This is a genomic window from Streptomyces sp. NPDC051172 (assembly GCF_040682555.1).
Taxonomy (GTDB): domain Bacteria; phylum Actinomycetota; class Actinomycetes; order Streptomycetales; family Streptomycetaceae; genus Streptomyces.
Genome location: NZ_JBFBBE010000029.1, coordinates 45693 through 63914 on the forward strand (window position 1 = coordinate 45693; position 18222 = coordinate 63914).

Genomic DNA, 18222 nt, shown 5'->3' on the forward strand with positions numbered 1-18222 from the left:
CCCGGAAGCTGAGTTCTCTTGCCGGAAGGTCAGATGATGCCGAAGAGGATCCCTGCCCCGAGGACCACGAGTGATGTGAGCGCGGCCCACTTGACCACGAACCGGGTGTGGTCGCCGAACTCCACCTTGGCCATGCCGACCAGGACGTACACGGCGGGGACGAGCGGGCTCGACATGTGCAGCGGCTGCCCGATGAGGGAGGCGCGGGCGATCTCCAGGGACGAGACCCCGTGGGCCTGGCCGGCCTCGGCGAGCACGGGGAGGATGCCGAAGTAGAAGCCGTCGTTGGACATGAAGTACGTCAGCGGGATGCTGAGGATGCCGGTGACGAAGGCCATGTGCGGGCCCATCCCGTCCGGGATGTTGTCCACCAGCCACTTGGCCATGCTGGTGACCATTCCGGTGCCCTGGAGGACGCCGGTGAAGACGGCGGCGGCGAAGACCATGCCGGAGACGTTGAGGACGTTCTCCGCGTGGGCGCCGAGACGGGCCTTCTGGTCGGGCATGTGGGGGAAGTTGACGGTGAGTGCCAGGGCCGCACCGAGCAGGAACAGCACCGGGATCGGCAGCCACTCCATGATCATGGCGGTGAGCAGGGCCACCGTGAGCAGCGCGTTGAACCAGTACAGCCTGGGGCGCAGGGTGGGCCGGTCGGGGTCGAGGCCCTGGAGGCCGTCGTCCTCGTCCGCGGGGAGGTCCGCCTCGGTCCCGGAGCCGGACCCGCCGGTGGCACGCTTGGCGTCCCTGCCGGATCCGGAGCCGGAGCCCGCGCCCACCAGGACCGTCTCGGTCTCCTTCTCCTCGACCAACGCCTCGTCCAGCGTCAGCACACCGAGCCGCCCCCGCTCGCGGCGCCCCAGGACGTACGCGAGACCGAAGACGAACAGCAGGCCCATGGCGAGCGCCGGGATCATCGGGACGAAGATGTCGCTCGCGTCGAGCTTCAGCGCGGTGGCGGCGCGGGCGGTCGGGCCACCCCACGGCAGGGTGTTCATCACGCCGTTGGCCATGGCGGCGACACCGGTCATCACGACCAGGCTCATCTTCAGGCGCTTGTACAGCGGGTACATCGCCGAGACGGTGATCATGAAGGTGGTCGAGCCGTCGCCGTCGAGCGACACGATCGCGGCGAGGACGGCCGTACCGACGACGATCCTGAGCGGGTCGGCCTTGCAGAACCTCAGGATTCCCCGAACGATCGGGTCGAAGAGGCCGACATCGATCATCACACCGAAGTAGACGATCGCGAACATGAGCATCGCCGCGGTGGGCGCGAGGCTGGTGACGCCGTCGATGACGTAGTCGCCGAGCTTCGCGCCCTTACCGACGAAGACACAGAACAGTGCCGGGATCAGCACGAGCGCCGCGATCGGCGACATCTTCTTCAGCATGATCAGGACCAGGAAGGTCGCGATCATGGCGAAGCCGAGGATGGTCAGCATGAGTGGATACCTAACGTTCGCCCTTGAACATCCCACCGGGCAGGCGGTGCGACGACGTTAGGTCCGTTCAAACGGCGTTAACAAGACGTTGACCTGCGAGCAATAAGCGCAAAATCCCAGGTCACGGCTTCGCTCAGGTCACCGGGCTGAGTTTTTCGGACACGGCGGCGACTGCGGCGACCTCGATGGGCACTCCGTTGAGGACCGCGTTGCCCGACAGCGGGTCGAGCAGGCTGCCGTCGAGGAGCTGGTTGACGTTGACCCCGGGGTCGGTGGCGGCATGGCTCATCCGGGTGCCGGGCCGGTCGTGGCCCCAGCCGTGCGGCAGGCTCACCACGCCCGGACGTACGGCGTCCGTGACCTCGGCGGGGGCGGTCACCTCTCCCCCGGCGCCCTTCACGCGTACGGCCGCCCCGTCCCGCACGCCGAGCCGCTCGGCGTCCTCCGGGTGGATGTGCAGCGTGCAGCGGTTCGTGCCGCCGGTGAGGGCCGGGACGTTGTGCATCCAGCTGTTGTTGGAGCGCAGATGCCGGCGGCCGACGAGGACGAGTTCGTCCGGGAGCCGGTCCAGGGCCGCCCGCAGTCGCGGCAGATCGTCGGCGATCGGCTGGGGCAGCAGCTCGACCTTGCCGCTCCTGGTCTTCAGGGGCTGCGGCAGACGCGACCGCAGCGGACCGAGGTCGATGCCGTGCGGATGCGCGAGCAGCCGCTCCAGGCTCAGCCCGTCCGGTCGTACGCCGAAGCCGTCGCCGTAGGGGCCGAGGCGCAGCATCATGTCGAGCCGCCGCTCGGGACCGCTCACGCCGGTGAGCTGCGTGGCCAGTTCCTTCGGGTCGCGGCCGTGGACGGGCGAGAAGGGCTCCTTGACCGCCTTGCCCAGGGTCTGCCCGATGACCAGTTCGTCGACGGCGGACGGGTCGGCGCCGTGCATGCCGGTGGCGGCCAGGATCAGCCGGGCGAAGATCTCGGTCTCGGGCAGGCGGCCGGGCTCCAGGGGGACGGCGGGGCGGGTGTAGCGGACCTGGTTGCGTACGGCGAGGGTGTTGAACGCGAAGTCGTGGTGCGGGCTCTGCGAGGGCGGGGGCGGCGGCAGGACGACGGTCGCGTGGCGCGTGGTCTCGTTCAGGTACGGGTCGATGCTGACCATGAAGTCCAGCGAGCCCAGGGCCTTGTCGAGGCGGTCGCCGTCGGGCGCCGAGAGCACGGGGTTGGCGGCGGAGGTGATGAGGGCGCGGATCGGCTCGCCCTCCTCGGTCGCGGTGTCGATCTCCTCGGCGAGCGCCGAGAGCGGCAACTCGCCCTTCGCCTCTGGGTGTCGGCTCACCCGGGAGTGCCAGCGGGCGAGCGCGAAGCCGTGGCTCGGTCCGGCCGGGCGGGCTGTGCGGTCGGTGGCCGCCTGCGGGAAGAGGGCGCCGCCGGGACGGTCGAGGTTGCCGGTGAGGATGTCGAGGACGTCGACGAGCCAGCTGGCCAGGGTGCCGTGCGGGACGGTGCAGCTGCCGATCCGGCCGTACACGGCGGCGGTGGGGGCGGCGGCGAGTTCGCGGGCGAGGATGCGGATGGTGGGGGCGTCCACGTCGCAGGCGCCCGCGACGGCCTCGGGGCTGAAGTCCTCCATGGCCGCGCGCAGTTCGTCCAGACCCTCGAGGTGCGGGGTCAACTCCCCGGTGTCGACGAGGCCTTCCTCGAACAGGGTGTACGCCATCGCCGCGAGGAGCAGCGCGTCGGTGCCGGGGCGGATCGCGATGTGGCGGTCGGCGAGCCTGGCGGTGCGGGTGCGGCGCGGGTCGATGACGGTGAGGGTGCCGCCGCGGGCCTTGAGGGCCTTGAGCTTGCCGGGGAAGTCGGCGGCCGTGCACAGACTCCCGTTGGACTCCAGGGGGTTGGCGCCGATCAGGAGCAGGTGGTCGGTGTGGTCCAGGTCCGGCACCGGGATGGCGTTGGCGTCGCCGTAGAGCAGTCCGCTGGAGACGTGCTTGGGCATCTGGTCGACCGTGGACGCGGTGAAGACGCTTCGGGTGCCGAGGCCGGCGAGCAGCACCGGCGGGTAGAGGGCACCGGCCATGGTGTGGACGTTGGGGTTGCCGAGGACGACGCCCACCGCGTTCGGACCGTAGCGCTCGACGACCGTGCGGACCCCGGCGGCGACCGCGTCGAAGGCCTCCTCCCAGGTGGCCTCGCGCAGCTCGCCGTCCTTGCGCACGAGCGGAGTGCGCAGCCGGTCGGGGTCACCGTCGACGGCACCGAAGGAGGCGCCCTTGGGGCAGATGAACCCCTTGCTGAAGACGTCCTCGCGGTCACCGCGGGCGCCGGTGACACGGGTGCCCTCGATGGTGAGGGTCAGCCCGCAGGTGGCCTCGCACAGGGGGCAGATTCGCAGGGCGGTGCGGGACACGGGTCCTCCCGGTGGCGGCGACGGTGACGCTCGTACTGTGCGGCCGAGCATACCGACCGGTATGCATGGAGGGGAGGCCTCTTCGGGGGTGAGGTCGGAAATCCGCGGGCCGCGGCCCTGCGGGATCTCAGTCCAGCACGCGCACCAGATACGCCCGCAGCAGCTCCCGCGCCTCCTCGATGATCTTCTCGTCGCCCTCCGGGGCCAACCGGAAGGCCAGGTGGACCAGGGTGTCGGCGGTCTCCACGGCGATCAGGAAGGTACGGCGCAGATCGTCGTCCGGCTCCCGGTCGAGGTAGCCGGAGAGCAGATCGGTGAGGCGGTCGGCGACACGGGTGTTGGGTTCCGCGCTGCGGGCGCCGACCGGGATCTGGTTGCCGAAGTCGACGAGGGAGAAGCCGGGCGCGGTGCGCTTCATGGCCAGGTACTCGTCGAGGACGGCGTCCATCGCCGAGCGCCAGCCTCCGTCGCCGGCCGTCTTCAGCCGCTCGGTGACCTGCTCGGTGAAGCGCTCGAGGTTGCGTTGGGCGAGGGCGTCGGCCATCTGCCGCTTGTTGCCGAAGAAGCGGTAGACCGAGCCGATGGGGACTCCTGCACGCAGGGCCACGGCCCGGGTGCTCAGGTCGTCGTAGCCGACCTCGTCGAGGAGGTCGGCGCAGGCGTCGAGGATCCGGGTCAGCCGTTCGGCACTGCGTCGCTGCACGGGGGCTCGGCGTAGCGATGTCGCGTGGGGCACAGGCTTCATGATGCCGTTCCGGAGCGCTGCGGTGAACCTCGCCCCCCGGCATGCACATGGGTGCCGGATGCACTCGGTGCGGTCGCCCCCGGAGTGGCGCTCGGCGCGCCCGCCGCCTCCGAGGCCGTGATGTCGGCCGTGCTCTCCACGGGGCGGCCCTGCACGGCCCATACGGTGCCGTCGTCGGCGTACAGCCGGGCGGTGACGTGATGCGTGCCGCGCGGCACGAACCTGGCCGGGAGACGGCAGGTGAGGCCCCGGAGCCGGGTGACGAGCCGGTCGTCGACGAAGACGTATGCGAGACCGCGGCCGGCCGTCGCGCGCGACGTGGCACCGCGCGGCGAGAAGCGGAAGTTGTGGACGGTCAGATACACGTCCCAGGTCTTGCCGGAGTCCGGCTGCACCTCGATCCCGACCTCGGGAGCACCCTTTTTCTTCACTTCACGGTAGTGCCGCCCCTGCTTGTCCGTGTTGTCCAGGAGCTTGCCGACCGGCGAGATGGAATCGCCGTCCTTCCCCTCGTGCGCATGACTGGAGCCACAGCTCACGGATCCGGTCAACAGCAGGACACAGACCGCGAGCGCGACTGGAAGACCCCGCGTCCACGACATGCCCGGGAGACTAGAACACCCCTCCGACACTCGGATCCCCCTGGAGTCTGGTTCCCGTTCCTCCCTGATGAGGAGGCCCCAGGACCCCCTTGCGCACGCGAAACCGCAATCCTACGGTGTTACATAGGAATCAGAAGCCAGTCGCGAGGGAGCGATGATGAGCGATGGGGGTACCTCCCGCGCGAGCGGGTTCGAGCGTGGGGGAGCGCGCAAGACGGCCGAAGGGCTGGCCTACCTCTCCGGTTTCGGCAACGAGCACAGCTCCGAGGCCGTGCCCGGTGCCCTGCCCGAGGGCCGCAACGCACCACAGCGTGCGCCGCTCGGGCTGTACGCGGAACAGCTCAGCGGTACGGCGTTCACGGAGCCGCGGGCCCACAACCGCCGTTCCTGGCTCTACCGCATCCGCCCGTCGGCCGCGCACCCGGCGTTCACGCGCACGGACAACGGCGCGATCCGTACCGCCCCGTTCACCGAGTCGGTCCCCGACCCGAACCGCCTGCGCTGGAACCCGCTGCCCGAGCCCGTGGCCGGGACGGACTTCCTGGCCGGCCTGTGGACCCTGGGCGGCAACGGTGACGCCACCCAGCGCACCGGAATGGCCGTGCACCTGTATCACGCCAACTCCTCGATGGAGCGCGTCTTCAGCGACGCGGACGGCGAGCTGCTGATCGTCCCGGAGCGCGGCGGGCTGCTGCTGCGCACCGAGTTCGGGCTGCTGCATGTGGAGCCGGGACATGTGGCGCTGGTTCCTCGTGGGGTGCGCTTCCGTGTGGAGCTGCTGGATCCCTCCGCCCGCGGTTATGTGTGCGAGAACTACGGCGCGCCCTTCCAACTGCCCGACCTGGGCCCGATCGGCGCCAACGGCCTCGCCAACGCCCGCGACTTCCAGGCTCCCGTCGCCGCCTACGAGGACGTGGAGGGCCCCGTGGAGGTGGTGAACAAGTTCTGCGGCAACCTCTGGACGGCCGTCTACGACCACTCGCCGCTCGATGCGGTCGCCTGGCATGGCAACCACGTCCCCTACGTCTACGACCTGCGCCGTTTCAACGTCATCGGCAGCATCTCCTACGACCACCCCGACCCGTCGATCTTCACGGTGCTGACGTCGCCGTCCGACACCCCGGGCCTGGCCGGTGTCGACTTCGTCGTCTTCGCGCCGCGCTGGCTGGTGGGCGAGGACACCTTCCGGCCGCCGTACTTCCACCGCAACGTGATGAGCGAGTACATGGGCCTGATCGAGGGCGCCTACGACGCCAAGACTGCTGGTCCAGGGGGCTTTGTGCCGGGCGGCGGCTCGCTGCACAACATGATGTCGGCGCACGGTCCGGACCGGGAGACCTTCGACAGGGCGAGCGCGGCCGAGCTGAAGCCGCAGAAGGTGGACGACGGGCTGGCGTTCATGTTCGAGACCCGCTGGCCGGTCACGCTCACCCCGCACGCGGCGGACGCGGAGCACCTGCAGCAGCGCTACGACGACGTGTGGCAGGGCCTCGAGCGGCATTTCCGCCCGTTGCACTGATCGCGTACGACCGGTACGGATAGGCCCGTGACCTCCTTCGCCCCGGACTCGATCGTCCTGAACCGCAAGCTGCCGCTCTGGTACCAGGTGTCGCAGTCCCTGCGCGCCTCGATACTCGGCCGCTCACCCCAGGACCCGCTGCGACTGCCCACCGAGGAGCAGTTGGCGGGGCACTACGGGGTGAGCGTGCTGACCATGCGGCAGGCGCTGAAGGAGCTGGAGGACGAGGGCCTGATCACGCGCCACCGCCGCCGGGGCACGTTCATCGAGCCCGACGCCCTGCGGGGTGCCCCGGTCCGGCTGCTCGGTTCGGTGGACGCGATCGTGGCCCAGCAGTCCGGGATGGTGACGGAGCTGCTGGACCACGGCAGCGCGCCCGTGCCGCCCGAACTCGCCGAGTACTTCCCTCAGACCGGCGAGGTGGCCACGTACCACCGGCTGCGCAGCGACGAGAAGACGGGCGAGCCGACCAACCACGCCCGCAACTACGTCCGTCCCGAACTGGCCGCCCGCTTCGACCCGGCCGACCTGGTGCGCCGGCCGATGACCAGGGTGCTGCGCGACATCGTCCGGGCGGACATCAGCCGTATCACGGACACCGTGGAGGCCCGGCTGGCCGACCCGGAGACGGCCCGTCTGCTCCAAGTCCCGCTGCTCAGCCCGATCCTGCACTACACGGGCGTCACGTACGACGGCGACGGACGCGTCCTGGACGTGGCCGTCATCCACTACCGCGGCGACCGCTTCTCCTTCACGGTGACCTTGGACGCCACATGACGTCACCGGCCCCCGGTGCCTGTCGGCGGAAGGTCGTACGATGCCCAGCGTGACGCACGACGACGCTCCGCTGCTCGCGGACCTCATGCCGTGGTCCGTCGCACCGCCGCGGCTCGGCCGGGGGTGGCCGACGGGCCCCGACGCCGCATCCCTGAAGGCCCGCTGGGACGCCCTGATGAAGGCCGGGGGCCCGGACCGTGAGGCCCTGTTCGAGTCGACCCGCTCACGCACCCTGCGCTCGGCGGTCGGCCAGCTGCCGGGCCAGTCGAGCGGCACCGAGAAACTGATCCACACGTCGGGCCCCTGCCCCGAGCCGGTACGCGTCCTGCACGCCCCCTTCGACGAACAGTGGCTGGTCCCCGACCACCGCCTGATCGACGCGGCCCGCCCCGAGCTGTGGCGGGTGGCGGACGAACACCAGGTCTTCGTCACCGAGACGGCCACGGACAGCACCGGCCCGCACCTCCTGGCCACCTCCCACCTCCCCCTCCTGCGCCCCGGCCGCATCCGCCCCCTCTACCGCCGCCCCGGCGGCACTGAACCCAACCTGGCCCCGGGCCTGCTGGACCACCTCAGCACCCGCCTCGGCCACTCCCCCACCCCGCCGGACCTCCTCGCCTGGACCCTGGCGACGGTACGCCCGGACCTGACGGTCCCGCTCACCGAGGACACCGAACTCTGGTCGCACGGCGTGGAGTTGGGCCGTCGCATCCTCTGGCTGATGCGGCGCAACGGCGACCGCCCCAAACTCCCGGGAGGCCGCCGCCCATACGTCCGCGCCCCACTGCCCTCCCGCCCCCTCACGATCGCCTACGACCGCGACGAGGAAACCCTGCTCCTCGACGAGGGCCGCATCTCCCCGGTACCACCGGAGGCCTGGGACTTCGAGGCGTCTGGCGTCCGGGTCCTGGAGCACTGGTTCACGGCACGGACGACGGACCCGGAGCCCGGTACCCTGACGGCGATCCGCCCGTCGGCCTGGCCCCAGGCATGGACCTCCGAGCTGCTGGAACTGATCACGGTCCTGGCACTGCTGGCGGAACTGCGGCCGCAGCAGGACGAGTTGACGGTCACCGCCCCGATCACGGTCGGCGAGCTGCACAAGGCAGGGGTACTCCCCCCGACGGAGGCGGCACGGAAGCCGGCATCCGTCCTCGATCACCATGAGGAAGGCCCGGAAGGCCAGTTCGCGTTGGTCTAGCGCCGTGTTGATCTAGCGCCTTTCGGGATCGAACCCGTCGAGCACCCGCTCCAGCGCCACCTCGAAGACGGCGTCCAGATCGATCGGCCCGGGATCCTCCGTGAACGCCGCGGCCATCCGCGGATACGCCCCGCTCGCGACCTGGCCTCCCAGATACGCGATCCGCACCGCGTTCTCCTGCTCCTCCGACCACGGCAGGTTCCGCGTCCGCTCGGCCGTGGCCAGTTCATTGGCCACGTACATCGTCACGACGCCGTTGAGCAGCCCGACCAACTGCATCTTCATGCCGTACTTCATGCCGTCGAGCGGATCCAGACAGGCCAGACAGTGCTCCAGGTACCGCAGGGCGTTCGGGCTGAACCCGTACACGGGTGACATCAGCCGCGGCAGCCAGGGATGCCGGTGCATCAGCGAGCGGGTCTGACGAGCCACCCTCATCATGTCGTCCCGCCAGTCCCCCGACGGCTCCCACACCTCGTGCTCGCCGCTGATCGCGTCCACCATCAGCTCGTACAGGTCCTCCTTGCGGGGGACGTAGTTGTACAGCGACATGGTCCCGCAGCCCAGCTCGGCCGCGACGTGCCGCATCGACACCGCGTCCAGACCGCCCTCGTCGGCGACCTTCACCGCCGCCGCCGCGATGTCGGCACGCGTGTAGGCCGGCTTCGGCCCCCGGCCCGTCCGCTCGGGACGCGCCCAGATCACTTCGGGTACCGCCGCTCGGCCCGCCATCGATCATCACCTCGGACACCATGCTAGTTACGTACAGCGTACGTAGTGCGCTATGGTCGTGACATGACTTCTACGTACGCTGTACTTAGTGAAGGGCTGGAGAAGAGGTTCGGCGAGGTGCACGCGGTGCGCGGGCTGGATCTCGCGGTGGCCCAGGGCACGGTCTGCGGTGTCCTCGGGCCGAACGGGGCGGGCAAGACGACGGCCGTACGGCTGCTGACGACGCTGCTGCGGCCGGACGCGGGCTCGGCGCGGATCGCGGGGCACGACCTCGTCCGGGAGCCCGCGGCCGTCCGGCGCAGGATCGGCGTCACCGGGCAGTACGCGTCGGTCGACGGCGACCTCACGGGCCGCGAGAACCTGCAGCTGTTCGCGCGGCTGCACCGGGTGCGGGCGCCTGGGCAGCGCGCCGACGAGCTCCTCGAGCGGTTCGGGCTGGCCGAGGCCGCCGGCCGGACGGCGTCGACGTACTCCGGCGGGATGCGCCGCCGGCTGGACCTGGCGGCGAGCCTGATCCGCCGGCCCGAGGTGCTGTTCCTGGACGAGCCGACGACGGGGCTCGACCCGGCCAGCCGCAATCTGATCTGGACGGCCGTGCGCGAACTCACGGCCGACGGCACGACGGTGCTGCTGACCACGCAGTACCTGGAAGAGGCCGACCGACTCGCCGACGACATCGCCCTGGTGGACCGGGGACGGGTGGCGCACACGGGCTCGCCGGCCCAGTTCAAGGCGCTGGTCGGGGCCTATGCCGAGGTCGTCGTCGCGGACGCGGACGTGATGGTGAAGGCGGCCGGAGTGCTCGATCAACTCACCGGCGCCGAGCCGTCGTTCGACCGTGAACGCAACGCCGTCGGCGCGGTCACCAGGGACCGGACGCTCACCCTGCCCCGTCTGGTGCGCGAACTCGACGCGGCGGGCGTGCCGTTGCTTCGAGGCGAGCCTGCGGCAGCCGACGCTCGACGAGGCCTTCATCCGACTGACGACCGACATGAAGGAGCCCGCAGCATGAGCACGTTGGCGTACGACGGCATCGCGATGGTCGGCCGGCAGCTGCGGCGGGTCCGCAACAGTCCCGGGCTGGCGATCCTCACCCAGGTCATGCCGATCAACATGCTGCTGTTCTTCGGCTACGTCTTCGGCAGCGCCCTCGCGATGCCCGGCCGCGAGTACCGGTCCTTCCTGGTGCCGGGGCTACTGGTCTCGACGGCCGCGGGCGGCCTCATGACCGGCATGTTCCAGGCGGCCGCCGACTCGCACCGCGGCGTGATGGACCGCTTCAGGACGATGCCGGTGAGCCGGGCCGCCGTGCCGCTCGGGCAGGCGGTGGCCGACCTGGTGGTCACGACGATCGGGACGGTGCCGCTGCTCCTGGTCGGCCTCGCGGTGGGCTGGCGGGTCGAGGGGTCCGCGCCCCGGGCCGTGGGCGCCGTGGGGCTGCTGCTCCTGTTCCGGTTCGCGTGCACCTCGATCGGGATCTTCCTAGGGATGCTCACCCGGAGCGAGGACGCGGCCGGGCAGCTCGGCGCCTCGACGTTCGTGCTGCCGCTGCTGTCCAACGCGTACATCCCGACGGACGGTCTGCCGGGCTGGCTGCGCACGCTCGCCGAGTGGAATCCGATCAGTGCGGTGACGACGGCCCTGCGGGACCTCTTCGGCAATGCGCCGGTGCCGGGGGACGCCGCCTGGCCGGTGGCACACCCGGTCGCCGGGTCGCTCCTGTGGTGTGCCGTGCTGATCGGGGTGTTCCTGCCGCTCGCGGTGCGGAGGTACGCGCGCGGGGAGCGGTGACCTCGACGGCCGGTGACGCGAGCGGTTCTGCCTCGGGGTACGGAGCGGGTGGGACGTACCGGAGGATCGGGGACGTGGCCACGCCCGGGCAAACGCCCGGGTGTCGCTGCATGCCGTGGGGATGACGGGCGACGGGATCGCAGCGCTGCGCCGGACGACGCGGTGCCCCGGGCGCGGCCTCTTGCGGAACGAGCGCCGGTCTCGCTCAGCGCCCGCCGAACAGCGAACGACGCAGTCGACGCAGCGGCGCGAACAGCAGCACACGGCTGATCCGGTTGCCGCTGGCACTGCGCTCACGTGGGGTGTCACGCGCGGTCAACTCACGCATCAGCGAGGTCGCCTCGGCCGTCTCGCGCTGCGGTACGGCCGGGCCGCCCAGCACCGAGAGATGGCGGTCGAGACGCGAACTGGTCGCGCTGCTCCCGCAGGTGATAGCAGGCACCCTGGCCCTGCTGCGCACTGTTATCTGTTCCATGTCACTCCCCACCCGTACGAGTCCACCCGGCCCGGGCAGGGTAACCCTATCGCTCCCTCGGGGCACGCGTGTATCCCGGTCACAGGATTCACCTTCCCCATAAGGGTGTTGACAACTCCTCCATGGTCACTCTCCGAATCCAACCGATTTCAGGGCGAGTTGGACAATGGGCTGGCTGGTGGGCTGTGGTGAGCCACCGTCGGGTTCGACGGTCACTGCGAGTGACGTGGCCGAACTGCTGAGGTCGGTCGCGACCAAGGGCGTGTCGCCGCCCCCGAAGAGCCCCAGGGAGCGTGGTTGCGCACCGGGGCGCATGAGCCAGAGCTGGTGCACGCGTCCGCTGGGCAGGGCGTCGTATCCGCTGAGCGTGACGATCGCCTGTCCCTCCGATGCGGAGGCGACCGCTCCGATACTTCGGCCCCGGGGGTCCTTGCGGGTGGTCGCACGCGCATCGGGAGCTGCGAGAACGTGGGCGATCTCACGTGCCTGGGCCCGCTCGGCGTCCAGCCTGTCCTGGGTCCGGTTCGCCTGGACGGCGAACAGCGAGGCGACGACGAGGGCCGCGGCGGCCGTCGCCGTGGCGAACGGCACGAAGAAGGGGCGGCGCTCGCGCGGCGCACGGGAGCGTCCCGGCGGCGGTTGCGTGCCCCAGACATGCGGCGGCAGCTGGGGCGTGTGCTCCCTCGCCACCGGCCCCGCCTCCTGCGGAGTGGTGCGTACGGCGGCCAGCACCCGGTCGCGCATCGCGGCCGGCGGTGGGGCCGCCGTGGACCAGGCGAGGCGGACGGCGTCCTCGGCAAGGGCGCGCACCTCGGCAGCGCAGCGCTCGCAGTTCTTCAGGTGCCGCTCGAAGCGGACCCGCTCAGCGGGCTCCAGCGCGTCGAGCGCATAGGGAGCCGCGAGCGAGTGCAGATCCCCGCGGCCGAGCAGTCGGGCGACGACACTCATGCGACACCTCCCAGGCACTTGCGCAGCTGGGTGAGTCCGTCGCGCATCCGGGTCTTGACCGTGCCCAGCGGCAGCGAGAGCCGCTCGGCCACTTCACGGTACGTGTAGCCGTCGTAGTAGGCGAGGGTGACGGACTGGCGCTGCAGAGTGGTGAGGCGGTCCAGGCAGCGGCGCACCCACTCGCGTTCGAGGCCCGCCTCGACCTCCTCGGTGACCTGGTCGAAGGCGGGGTGGTGGGCCCGGCGTGCCTCGCGCTGTTCGCGGTCGACGGCCGCGCGGGCGCTGCGCACCCGGTCGACGGCGCGGCGGTGGGCGAGGGTGAGGATCCAGGACAGGGCGCTGCCGCGGCCGGGGTCGAACCGCGCGGCGGACCGCCAGAGTTCGAGCAGCACCTCCTGGGCCACCTCCTCCGACTGCGCGGGGTCGCGTACCACCCGGCGGACCAGTCCGAACACCGGACCGGACACCAGGCCGTACAGCTCCTCGAATGCCTTCTGGTCGCCGCCTGCCACGAGTACCAGAAGCTCGTCCGCCTCCACTCGGTCCCCCTTTCCCCGCCCGCATGGGCCCCGTCCCGTCACACCAGGCATTCGCAACGAACGCACCTCCGGATGGGGTACGGATCAGCGCGCCCGAAACGCGGGTCGGCGCCGCACCAAAGAAGTTTCGCCGCTCGACTGAAACAAGATCAGGGGTTCGCCGTAAAGACGTTTGAGATTCCACCAATCCACTCCGGCGACCGCTCCGAATCAGCGTTCGTCAGGCAAGTTGGGACTGAGGACGGACGGCATGACATCTGACTCCAGGAGCGGCGCGGGACGCAGGAGCATCGCGACCCTCATAGCTGGTGCGCTGGCCGCCGGCGGGCTCGCGGCCGCCGGCGTGGCCACGCTGGAACCGGGGGCGGCCTCCGCCTCCAGCCACCGGGAGGCCCCGCTGATCTCGGGGCAGCCCCAGTACGACAACACGGACCTGTACGCGTTCGTCAGCCCGGACAGGCCGGACACCACGACGCTCATCGCGAACTTCATCCCGTTCGAGGAACCGGCGGGCGGCCCGAACTTCTACCAGTTCGGCGACGACGCCCAGTACGACATCCACATCGACAACAACGGTGACGCGCAGGATGACCTGTTGCTCCGTTACACGTTCCGCACCCAGACGAAGAACAAGAAGTCGTTCCTGTACAACACGGGCGTGGTCAGCAACCTGACCGACCCGGATCTGAACATCACGCAGACGTACAACGTCGACCTGGTCAAGCTGAAGTACGGGAGGGCCGTCTCGAAGACCAGGCTCGCCGAGGACATTCCGGTGGCACCGTCGGACGTCGGCAAGGCGTCGATGCCCGACTACGGCAAGCTGCGCGACCAGGCGATCTACAAGCTCCCCAACGGCGGCCAGACCTTCGCCGGCCAGGCCGACGACCCGTTCTTCGCGGACCTGCGTGTCTTCGACCTGCTGTACGGCGGGAACCTCTCCGAGGTCGGCCGGGACACTCTCGCGGGCTACAACGTCAACTCGATCGCCCTGCAGCTGCCCACGGACATGCTCACGGAGTCCAGGAAGCAGCCGATCATCGGCGTCTGGTCGACGGTCTCGCGCAAGAACACCCGGGGTTACTACGAGCAGGTCTCGCGCCTGGGCAACCCGCTGGTCAACGAGGTCGTCAACCCGCTGAAGGACAAGGACAAGTTCAACGCGTCGTCGCCCCGGTACGACGCGCAGTTCCTGAAGAACGTGACCAACCCGGAGCTGCCGAAGCTCATCGAGTCGATCTACAAGATCAAGGCGCCGTCGGAGCCGCGCAACGACCTCGTCGACGTGTTCCTGAAGGGCGTCAAGGGCCTCAACCAGCCGCCGTACGTGCGCCCTGCCGAGGAGCTGCGCCTGAACACCTCCATCAAGCCGGCCGCCTCCCCGAAGCGGCTGGGCGTCCTCGACGGTGACAACGCGGGCTTCCCGAACGGGCGCCGGCTCACCGACGACGTGATCGACGAGGCGCTCCAGGTCATGGAGGGCGAACTGGTCGGCTCCAAGAACGACCTGGGCGACGCGGTCGACAAGAACGACAAGGGCTTCGGCAAGTACTTCCCGTACCTGGCCGACCCGACGTCCGGTTCACGCGGTGCGACCGCCAAGGGCGTCAGCAGCGGCAGCGACGTCAAGAGCCAGCTCGGTGACGCGCTGCAGCCCGCGTCGGCCGGCGGCATGGACAACACCACGCTGATCGCGGCCTCGGCCGGTGGCGGAGCCGCCGGCATCGCGCTGATCGGCGCGGGCCTCATGTGGTGGCGCCGGATGCGGAGCCGCGCGTACTAGTCCGCACCCAAACCGGCGGACCGGGCGGCTTCTTCGGAGCGGCACCGCCCGGTCCGCGGGCTTCGGCCCAAACACCTACGAGGAGAGGGCATGGCCCCGGACACTGACGACAACGAAGGCTTCGCGGAGAGTGCCACGGAAGATCTTGACTCGTCTGCAGGCTCGTCTGGGCCGGTCGCGCCCACGGCCTCCACCGACGAACGAGTCGCCGCCGTGCGTCGCGTCGCTGCCGCGGGACGGCGTTGGCACATCGGACAACTGACGGGAATCGCCGCCCTGTTGGCCGTTGCGCTGACCGGTGGATCCATTGCGTACGGCGCCATCCGGGACGGTGGTACCACAGCCGTCGCCGACGCGCCCAGTGCGCTGTCGCCGGCGTTGCTGAACAGCGGGGACATCGACGCGAGCATCCTCTCCCTGCAGTCCCATCTCAAGGCGCAGCCCAGGGACTTCGGAAGCTGGGCGAGTCTTGGGCTGGCGTATGTCGAGCAGGCCCGTACCAAGGGTGACCCCTCTCGCTATCCGCAGGCCGACAAGGCGCTGAAGCGCTCCCTGGAGGTGAAGCCCGGCAACGAGCAGGCCATCACCGGTCAGGCCGCCCTCGCCGCGGCCCGGCACGACTTCAAGGACGCCCTGAACCACGCCGACTTGGTCCTGAAGGAGAACCCCTACAGCCAAAGCGCCCTCTCGTCCCGTATCGACGCGCTCGTCGAACTCGGCCGCTACGCCGACGCGTCGAAGGCGGCCGACACGGCGGACTCGCGGCGCCCGGGCATCCCCGTCTTCACCCGGTACGCGTATGTGCACGAGCTGCGCGGGGATGTGCAGACGGCCCGCCGGGTCCTGGAGCAGGCCCTCGGCACCGCGAGCACCAAGGGCGACATCTCCTACGTCGCCTTCCAGCTCGGCCAACTCGCCTGGAACCAGGGCGACTACAAGACCGCGGTCAGCTACTACGCCCGCGCCCTCGCCGCCGACGACAACTACCTGCCGGCGCTGGAGGGCCGTGCCCGCGCCGAGTACGCGAGCGGCGACAAGGCGACCGGGCTCAGGGACATGGAGCAGCTCGTCGCCCGCTACCCGCTGCCCCAGCCCCTCGTGGAACTCGGCGAGATGTACGAGGACCGCGGCGCCGTCGGCGACGAGGCGAAGGCCCGTGACCAGTACGACCTCGTCGACGCCTGGATCGCCCTGGCCCGCGCCAACGGCGTCAACGCCGACCTCGACACCGCCCTCGCGGCGGCCGACCACGGTGACAAGGCCGCGGCCCTGCGCGCCGCCCGCGCCGAGTGGGCCCGCCGCCACACCGTGCACACCGCGGACGCCCTGGCCTGGGCGCTGCACGTCAACGGCAAGGACACGGAGGCCCTCCCGTACGCACGGCAGGCGACGGCCACCGGCTACCGCAACGCCTCGTTCCTCTACCACCGCGGCATGATCGAACGCGCCACCGGCCACACCAAGGACGCCCGTGACTCCCTCGAAGCGGCGCTGAAACTCAACCCCGGCTTCTCACCGCTGGGCGCCCGTGAAGCCCGTAAGGCACTCGCAGACCTGGAGGCGGCGAAGTGAACCCCCGTCGATTGCTCGCCTCCACCGGGGCCGTCCTCACGGCGGCCTGCGCGCTCGCGCTGGTACCTTCCACCGGCGCGAGCGCGCACCCCCTCGGCAACTTCACCGTCAACCGCTACGACGGCCTGGTCGCCGCACCCGACAAGCTCCGCGTCGACCACGTCGAGGACCTCGCCGAGATCCCGGCCACCCAGGCCAAGCCCGACATCAGGCGGCTCGGCATGAGCGAGTGGGCGAAGGAGCGGTGCGCGAAGGCGGCCGAGGGAAGCAGGGTCACCGTCGACGGGCGGGCCACCGCACTGACCGTGGGAAGCAGCAAGGCGCAGCTGCGGCCCGGGCAGGCCGGGCTGAACACGCTCCGGGTGGAGTGCCGGCTGACCGCGCCGCTCCCCAAGGGCGACACCGTGGCCCTCGGCTTCCACAGCGAGGGCGCCACCTCCGGGCCCGGCTGGCGGGAGATCACCGCGCGCGGCGACCGTATGACGCTCACCGCGACGGACGTACCCAGGACGTCTGTCTCCCACGAACTCACCAGCTACCCGAAGGAGTTGCTCTCCTCCCCCGCCGACACCTCGACCGCCTCCCTGCGCGTGCGCCCCGGCGGACCGGCCCTGGTCGAGGAGCGGCAGGACGCCCCGGCCGCCTCCGTGCTGCCACGCGGCGCCGACCGCTGGACACAGGCCCTCAACAACCTGGTCGCCCGTCACCACCTCACCTTCGGTTTCGCCGCGCTCTCGCTGCTCATCGCGGTCGTCCTCGGCGCGCTGCACGCGCTCGCCCCGGGCCACGGCAAGACCCTGATGGCCGCGACGGCAGCCGCCCGCGGCGGCCGCGCCCGCCTCAAGGACGTCATGCCCCTGGCCGCGTCGGTCACGGTCACCCACACCCTGGGCGTGGTAGCCCTCGGCCTGCTGGTCACGGCCGGCTCGGCGGCGGCCCCCTCGGTGATCATCTGGCTGGGCATCGCAAGCGGCGTCATGGTGACCTGCGCGGGCGCCACGCTCGTACGCCGGGCCTGGCGCAACCGCGGCCCCGGACCCGTACCCGGCCCCGGCGGGCACACCCACCCGCACGAGACCGCCGAGCCCGAGGAACGCGCCCTGGTCCTGGTCGCCGCCCACACCGAAACCGCCTCGACGTCAGCCGAAGCCCACCCCCACACGCACTCCCCGGGCCACACACACGAGCATGACCACGACCACCCCCACAGCCACGACCACGACGACAGCCACACCCACCACTCCGACCACCCCCACCCCCACCCCCACACCGTCGAGCACACCCACGGCGGCTTCACCCACACCCACTCCGTCGCCCCCACCCTGCGCGGCACGATCCTGCTGGGCTTCGCCGGTGGCCTCGTGCCCAGTCCCTCCGCGGTCGTGGTGCTCGTGGGCGCGGCCGCGCTCGGCCAGGCATGGTTCGGGCTGCTGCTCGTCGTCGCATACGGCGTCGGGCTCGCCCTCACCCTCACCGCGGCGGGGTTCGCCGTGGTCAAGCTGGGTACCGGGATGAACCGTGTGCTGGACAGGCGCCCCCGCTGGACCACCCACCCGATGGCGGCCCTCGTCCGCAGGACCGCGCCGCTGGGCTCGGCGTTCCTCGTCGTGGCTCTCGGGGTGGGACTGGTGCTCAAGGGGGCCGCATCCGCACTCGGCTGAGCTACGTTTGGGAAGAAAACGCGCGGAGTGAAGAAAGCAC

The 18222-nt window shown here is 70.7% G+C and carries 15 protein-coding genes and 1 pseudogene; 8 read left to right on the forward strand and 8 right to left on the reverse strand.

Annotation, left to right across the window (positions count from 1 at the left end):
- Window positions 1–29: 29 nt before the first annotated feature.
- The 4 genes from AB0N07_RS19545 to AB0N07_RS19560 form a co-directional block, all read right to left on the reverse strand.
- Window positions 30–1442 carry a citrate:proton symporter gene (locus AB0N07_RS19545; protein WP_365836564.1) on the reverse strand — a complete coding sequence of 471 codons (1413 nt, stop codon included), beginning with the start codon at window positions 1440–1442 and terminating at the stop codon, window positions 30–32.
- A gap of 133 nt (window positions 1443–1575) precedes the next feature.
- Window positions 1576–3837, reverse strand: a complete 2262-nt coding sequence (locus AB0N07_RS19550) for a molybdopterin oxidoreductase family protein (RefSeq protein ID WP_365836566.1) — start codon at window positions 3835–3837, stop codon at window positions 1576–1578.
- 127 nt (window positions 3838–3964) lie between these two features.
- Complete coding sequence (locus tag AB0N07_RS19555; RefSeq protein WP_365836568.1) at window positions 3965–4582, reverse strand: TetR/AcrR family transcriptional regulator; 618 nt, start codon at window positions 4580–4582, stop codon at window positions 3965–3967.
- On the reverse strand, window positions 4579–5184 hold the full coding sequence (locus AB0N07_RS19560; RefSeq protein WP_365836570.1) for a hypothetical protein: 606 nt from the start codon (window positions 5182–5184) through the stop codon (window positions 4579–4581). The genes AB0N07_RS19555 and AB0N07_RS19560 overlap by 4 nt, the downstream gene beginning before the upstream one ends.
- 157 nt (window positions 5185–5341) lie before the next feature.
- Here AB0N07_RS19560 and hmgA point away from each other — a divergent pair, with 157 nt between their 5' ends.
- From hmgA to AB0N07_RS19575, 3 genes are read left to right on the forward strand one after another with little or no spacing between them, the layout of a single operon-like run.
- Window positions 5342–6703: a homogentisate 1,2-dioxygenase gene (hmgA, locus tag AB0N07_RS19565; RefSeq protein WP_365836572.1), complete on the forward strand. Its 1362-nt coding sequence runs from the start codon at window positions 5342–5344 to the stop codon at window positions 6701–6703.
- A gap of 27 nt (window positions 6704–6730) precedes the next feature.
- On the forward strand, window positions 6731–7480 hold the full coding sequence (locus AB0N07_RS19570) for a GntR family transcriptional regulator (RefSeq protein WP_365836574.1): 750 nt from the start codon (window positions 6731–6733) through the stop codon (window positions 7478–7480).
- 40 nt (window positions 7481–7520) lie between these two features.
- Window positions 7521–8681, forward strand: coding sequence for a type ISP restriction/modification enzyme (locus tag AB0N07_RS19575; protein WP_365836576.1), 1161 nt, complete (start codon window positions 7521–7523; stop codon window positions 8679–8681).
- A 12-nt stretch (window positions 8682–8693) separates the two neighbouring features.
- On the opposite strand, the gene AB0N07_RS19580 is transcribed toward AB0N07_RS19575, so the two are convergent.
- Entirely contained in the window at window positions 8694–9413 is a 720-nt protein-coding gene (locus AB0N07_RS19580; protein WP_365836578.1) for a TetR/AcrR family transcriptional regulator, read from the reverse strand.
- Between the two features lie 63 nt (window positions 9414–9476).
- Between AB0N07_RS19580 and AB0N07_RS19585 the strand changes: the two are divergent.
- Both AB0N07_RS19585 and AB0N07_RS19590 read left to right on the forward strand, forming a co-directional pair.
- Window positions 9477–10425, forward strand: a pseudogene (locus AB0N07_RS19585) (ATP-binding cassette domain-containing protein).
- A complete protein-coding gene (locus tag AB0N07_RS19590; protein WP_365836581.1) occupies window positions 10422–11204 on the forward strand; it encodes an ABC transporter permease in 783 nt (260 codons plus the stop codon). Before AB0N07_RS19585 ends, AB0N07_RS19590 begins: the two are co-directional and overlap by 4 nt.
- Window positions 11205–11409: 205 nt before the next feature.
- Here AB0N07_RS19590 and AB0N07_RS19595 read toward each other — a convergent pair whose 3' ends face one another.
- From AB0N07_RS19595 to AB0N07_RS19605, 3 genes are all read right to left on the reverse strand, one after another.
- Entirely contained in the window at window positions 11410–11679 is a 270-nt protein-coding gene (locus AB0N07_RS19595) for a hypothetical protein (RefSeq protein WP_115909075.1), read from the reverse strand.
- Between the two features lie 126 nt (window positions 11680–11805).
- Window positions 11806–12627, reverse strand: coding sequence for an anti-sigma factor (locus AB0N07_RS19600; RefSeq protein WP_365836583.1), 822 nt, complete (start codon window positions 12625–12627; stop codon window positions 11806–11808).
- Window positions 12624–13166, reverse strand: a complete 543-nt coding sequence (locus AB0N07_RS19605; protein ID WP_266953822.1) for a sigma-70 family RNA polymerase sigma factor — start codon at window positions 13164–13166, stop codon at window positions 12624–12626. Before AB0N07_RS19605 ends, AB0N07_RS19600 begins: the two co-directional genes overlap by 4 nt.
- A 250-nt stretch (window positions 13167–13416) precedes the next feature.
- Here AB0N07_RS19605 and AB0N07_RS19610 point away from each other — a divergent pair, with 250 nt between their 5' ends.
- The 3 genes from AB0N07_RS19610 to AB0N07_RS19620 all read left to right on the forward strand — a co-directional run bounded on the left by AB0N07_RS19610 (window position 13417) and on the right by AB0N07_RS19620 (window position 18182).
- Window positions 13417–14949, forward strand: a complete 1533-nt coding sequence (locus AB0N07_RS19610; protein WP_365836586.1) for a DUF4331 domain-containing protein — start codon at window positions 13417–13419, stop codon at window positions 14947–14949.
- 90 nt (window positions 14950–15039) lie between these two features.
- The gene (locus AB0N07_RS19615) at window positions 15040–16521 is read left to right on the forward strand and encodes a tetratricopeptide repeat protein (RefSeq protein WP_365836588.1); all 1482 of its coding nucleotides are present in this window, start codon (window positions 15040–15042) and stop codon (window positions 16519–16521) included.
- Complete coding sequence (locus AB0N07_RS19620) at window positions 16518–18182, forward strand: sulfite exporter TauE/SafE family protein (protein ID WP_365836590.1); 1665 nt, start codon at window positions 16518–16520, stop codon at window positions 18180–18182. The genes AB0N07_RS19615 and AB0N07_RS19620 overlap by 4 nt, the downstream gene beginning before the upstream one ends.
- The last annotated feature ends 40 nt before the right edge of the window (window positions 18183–18222 follow it).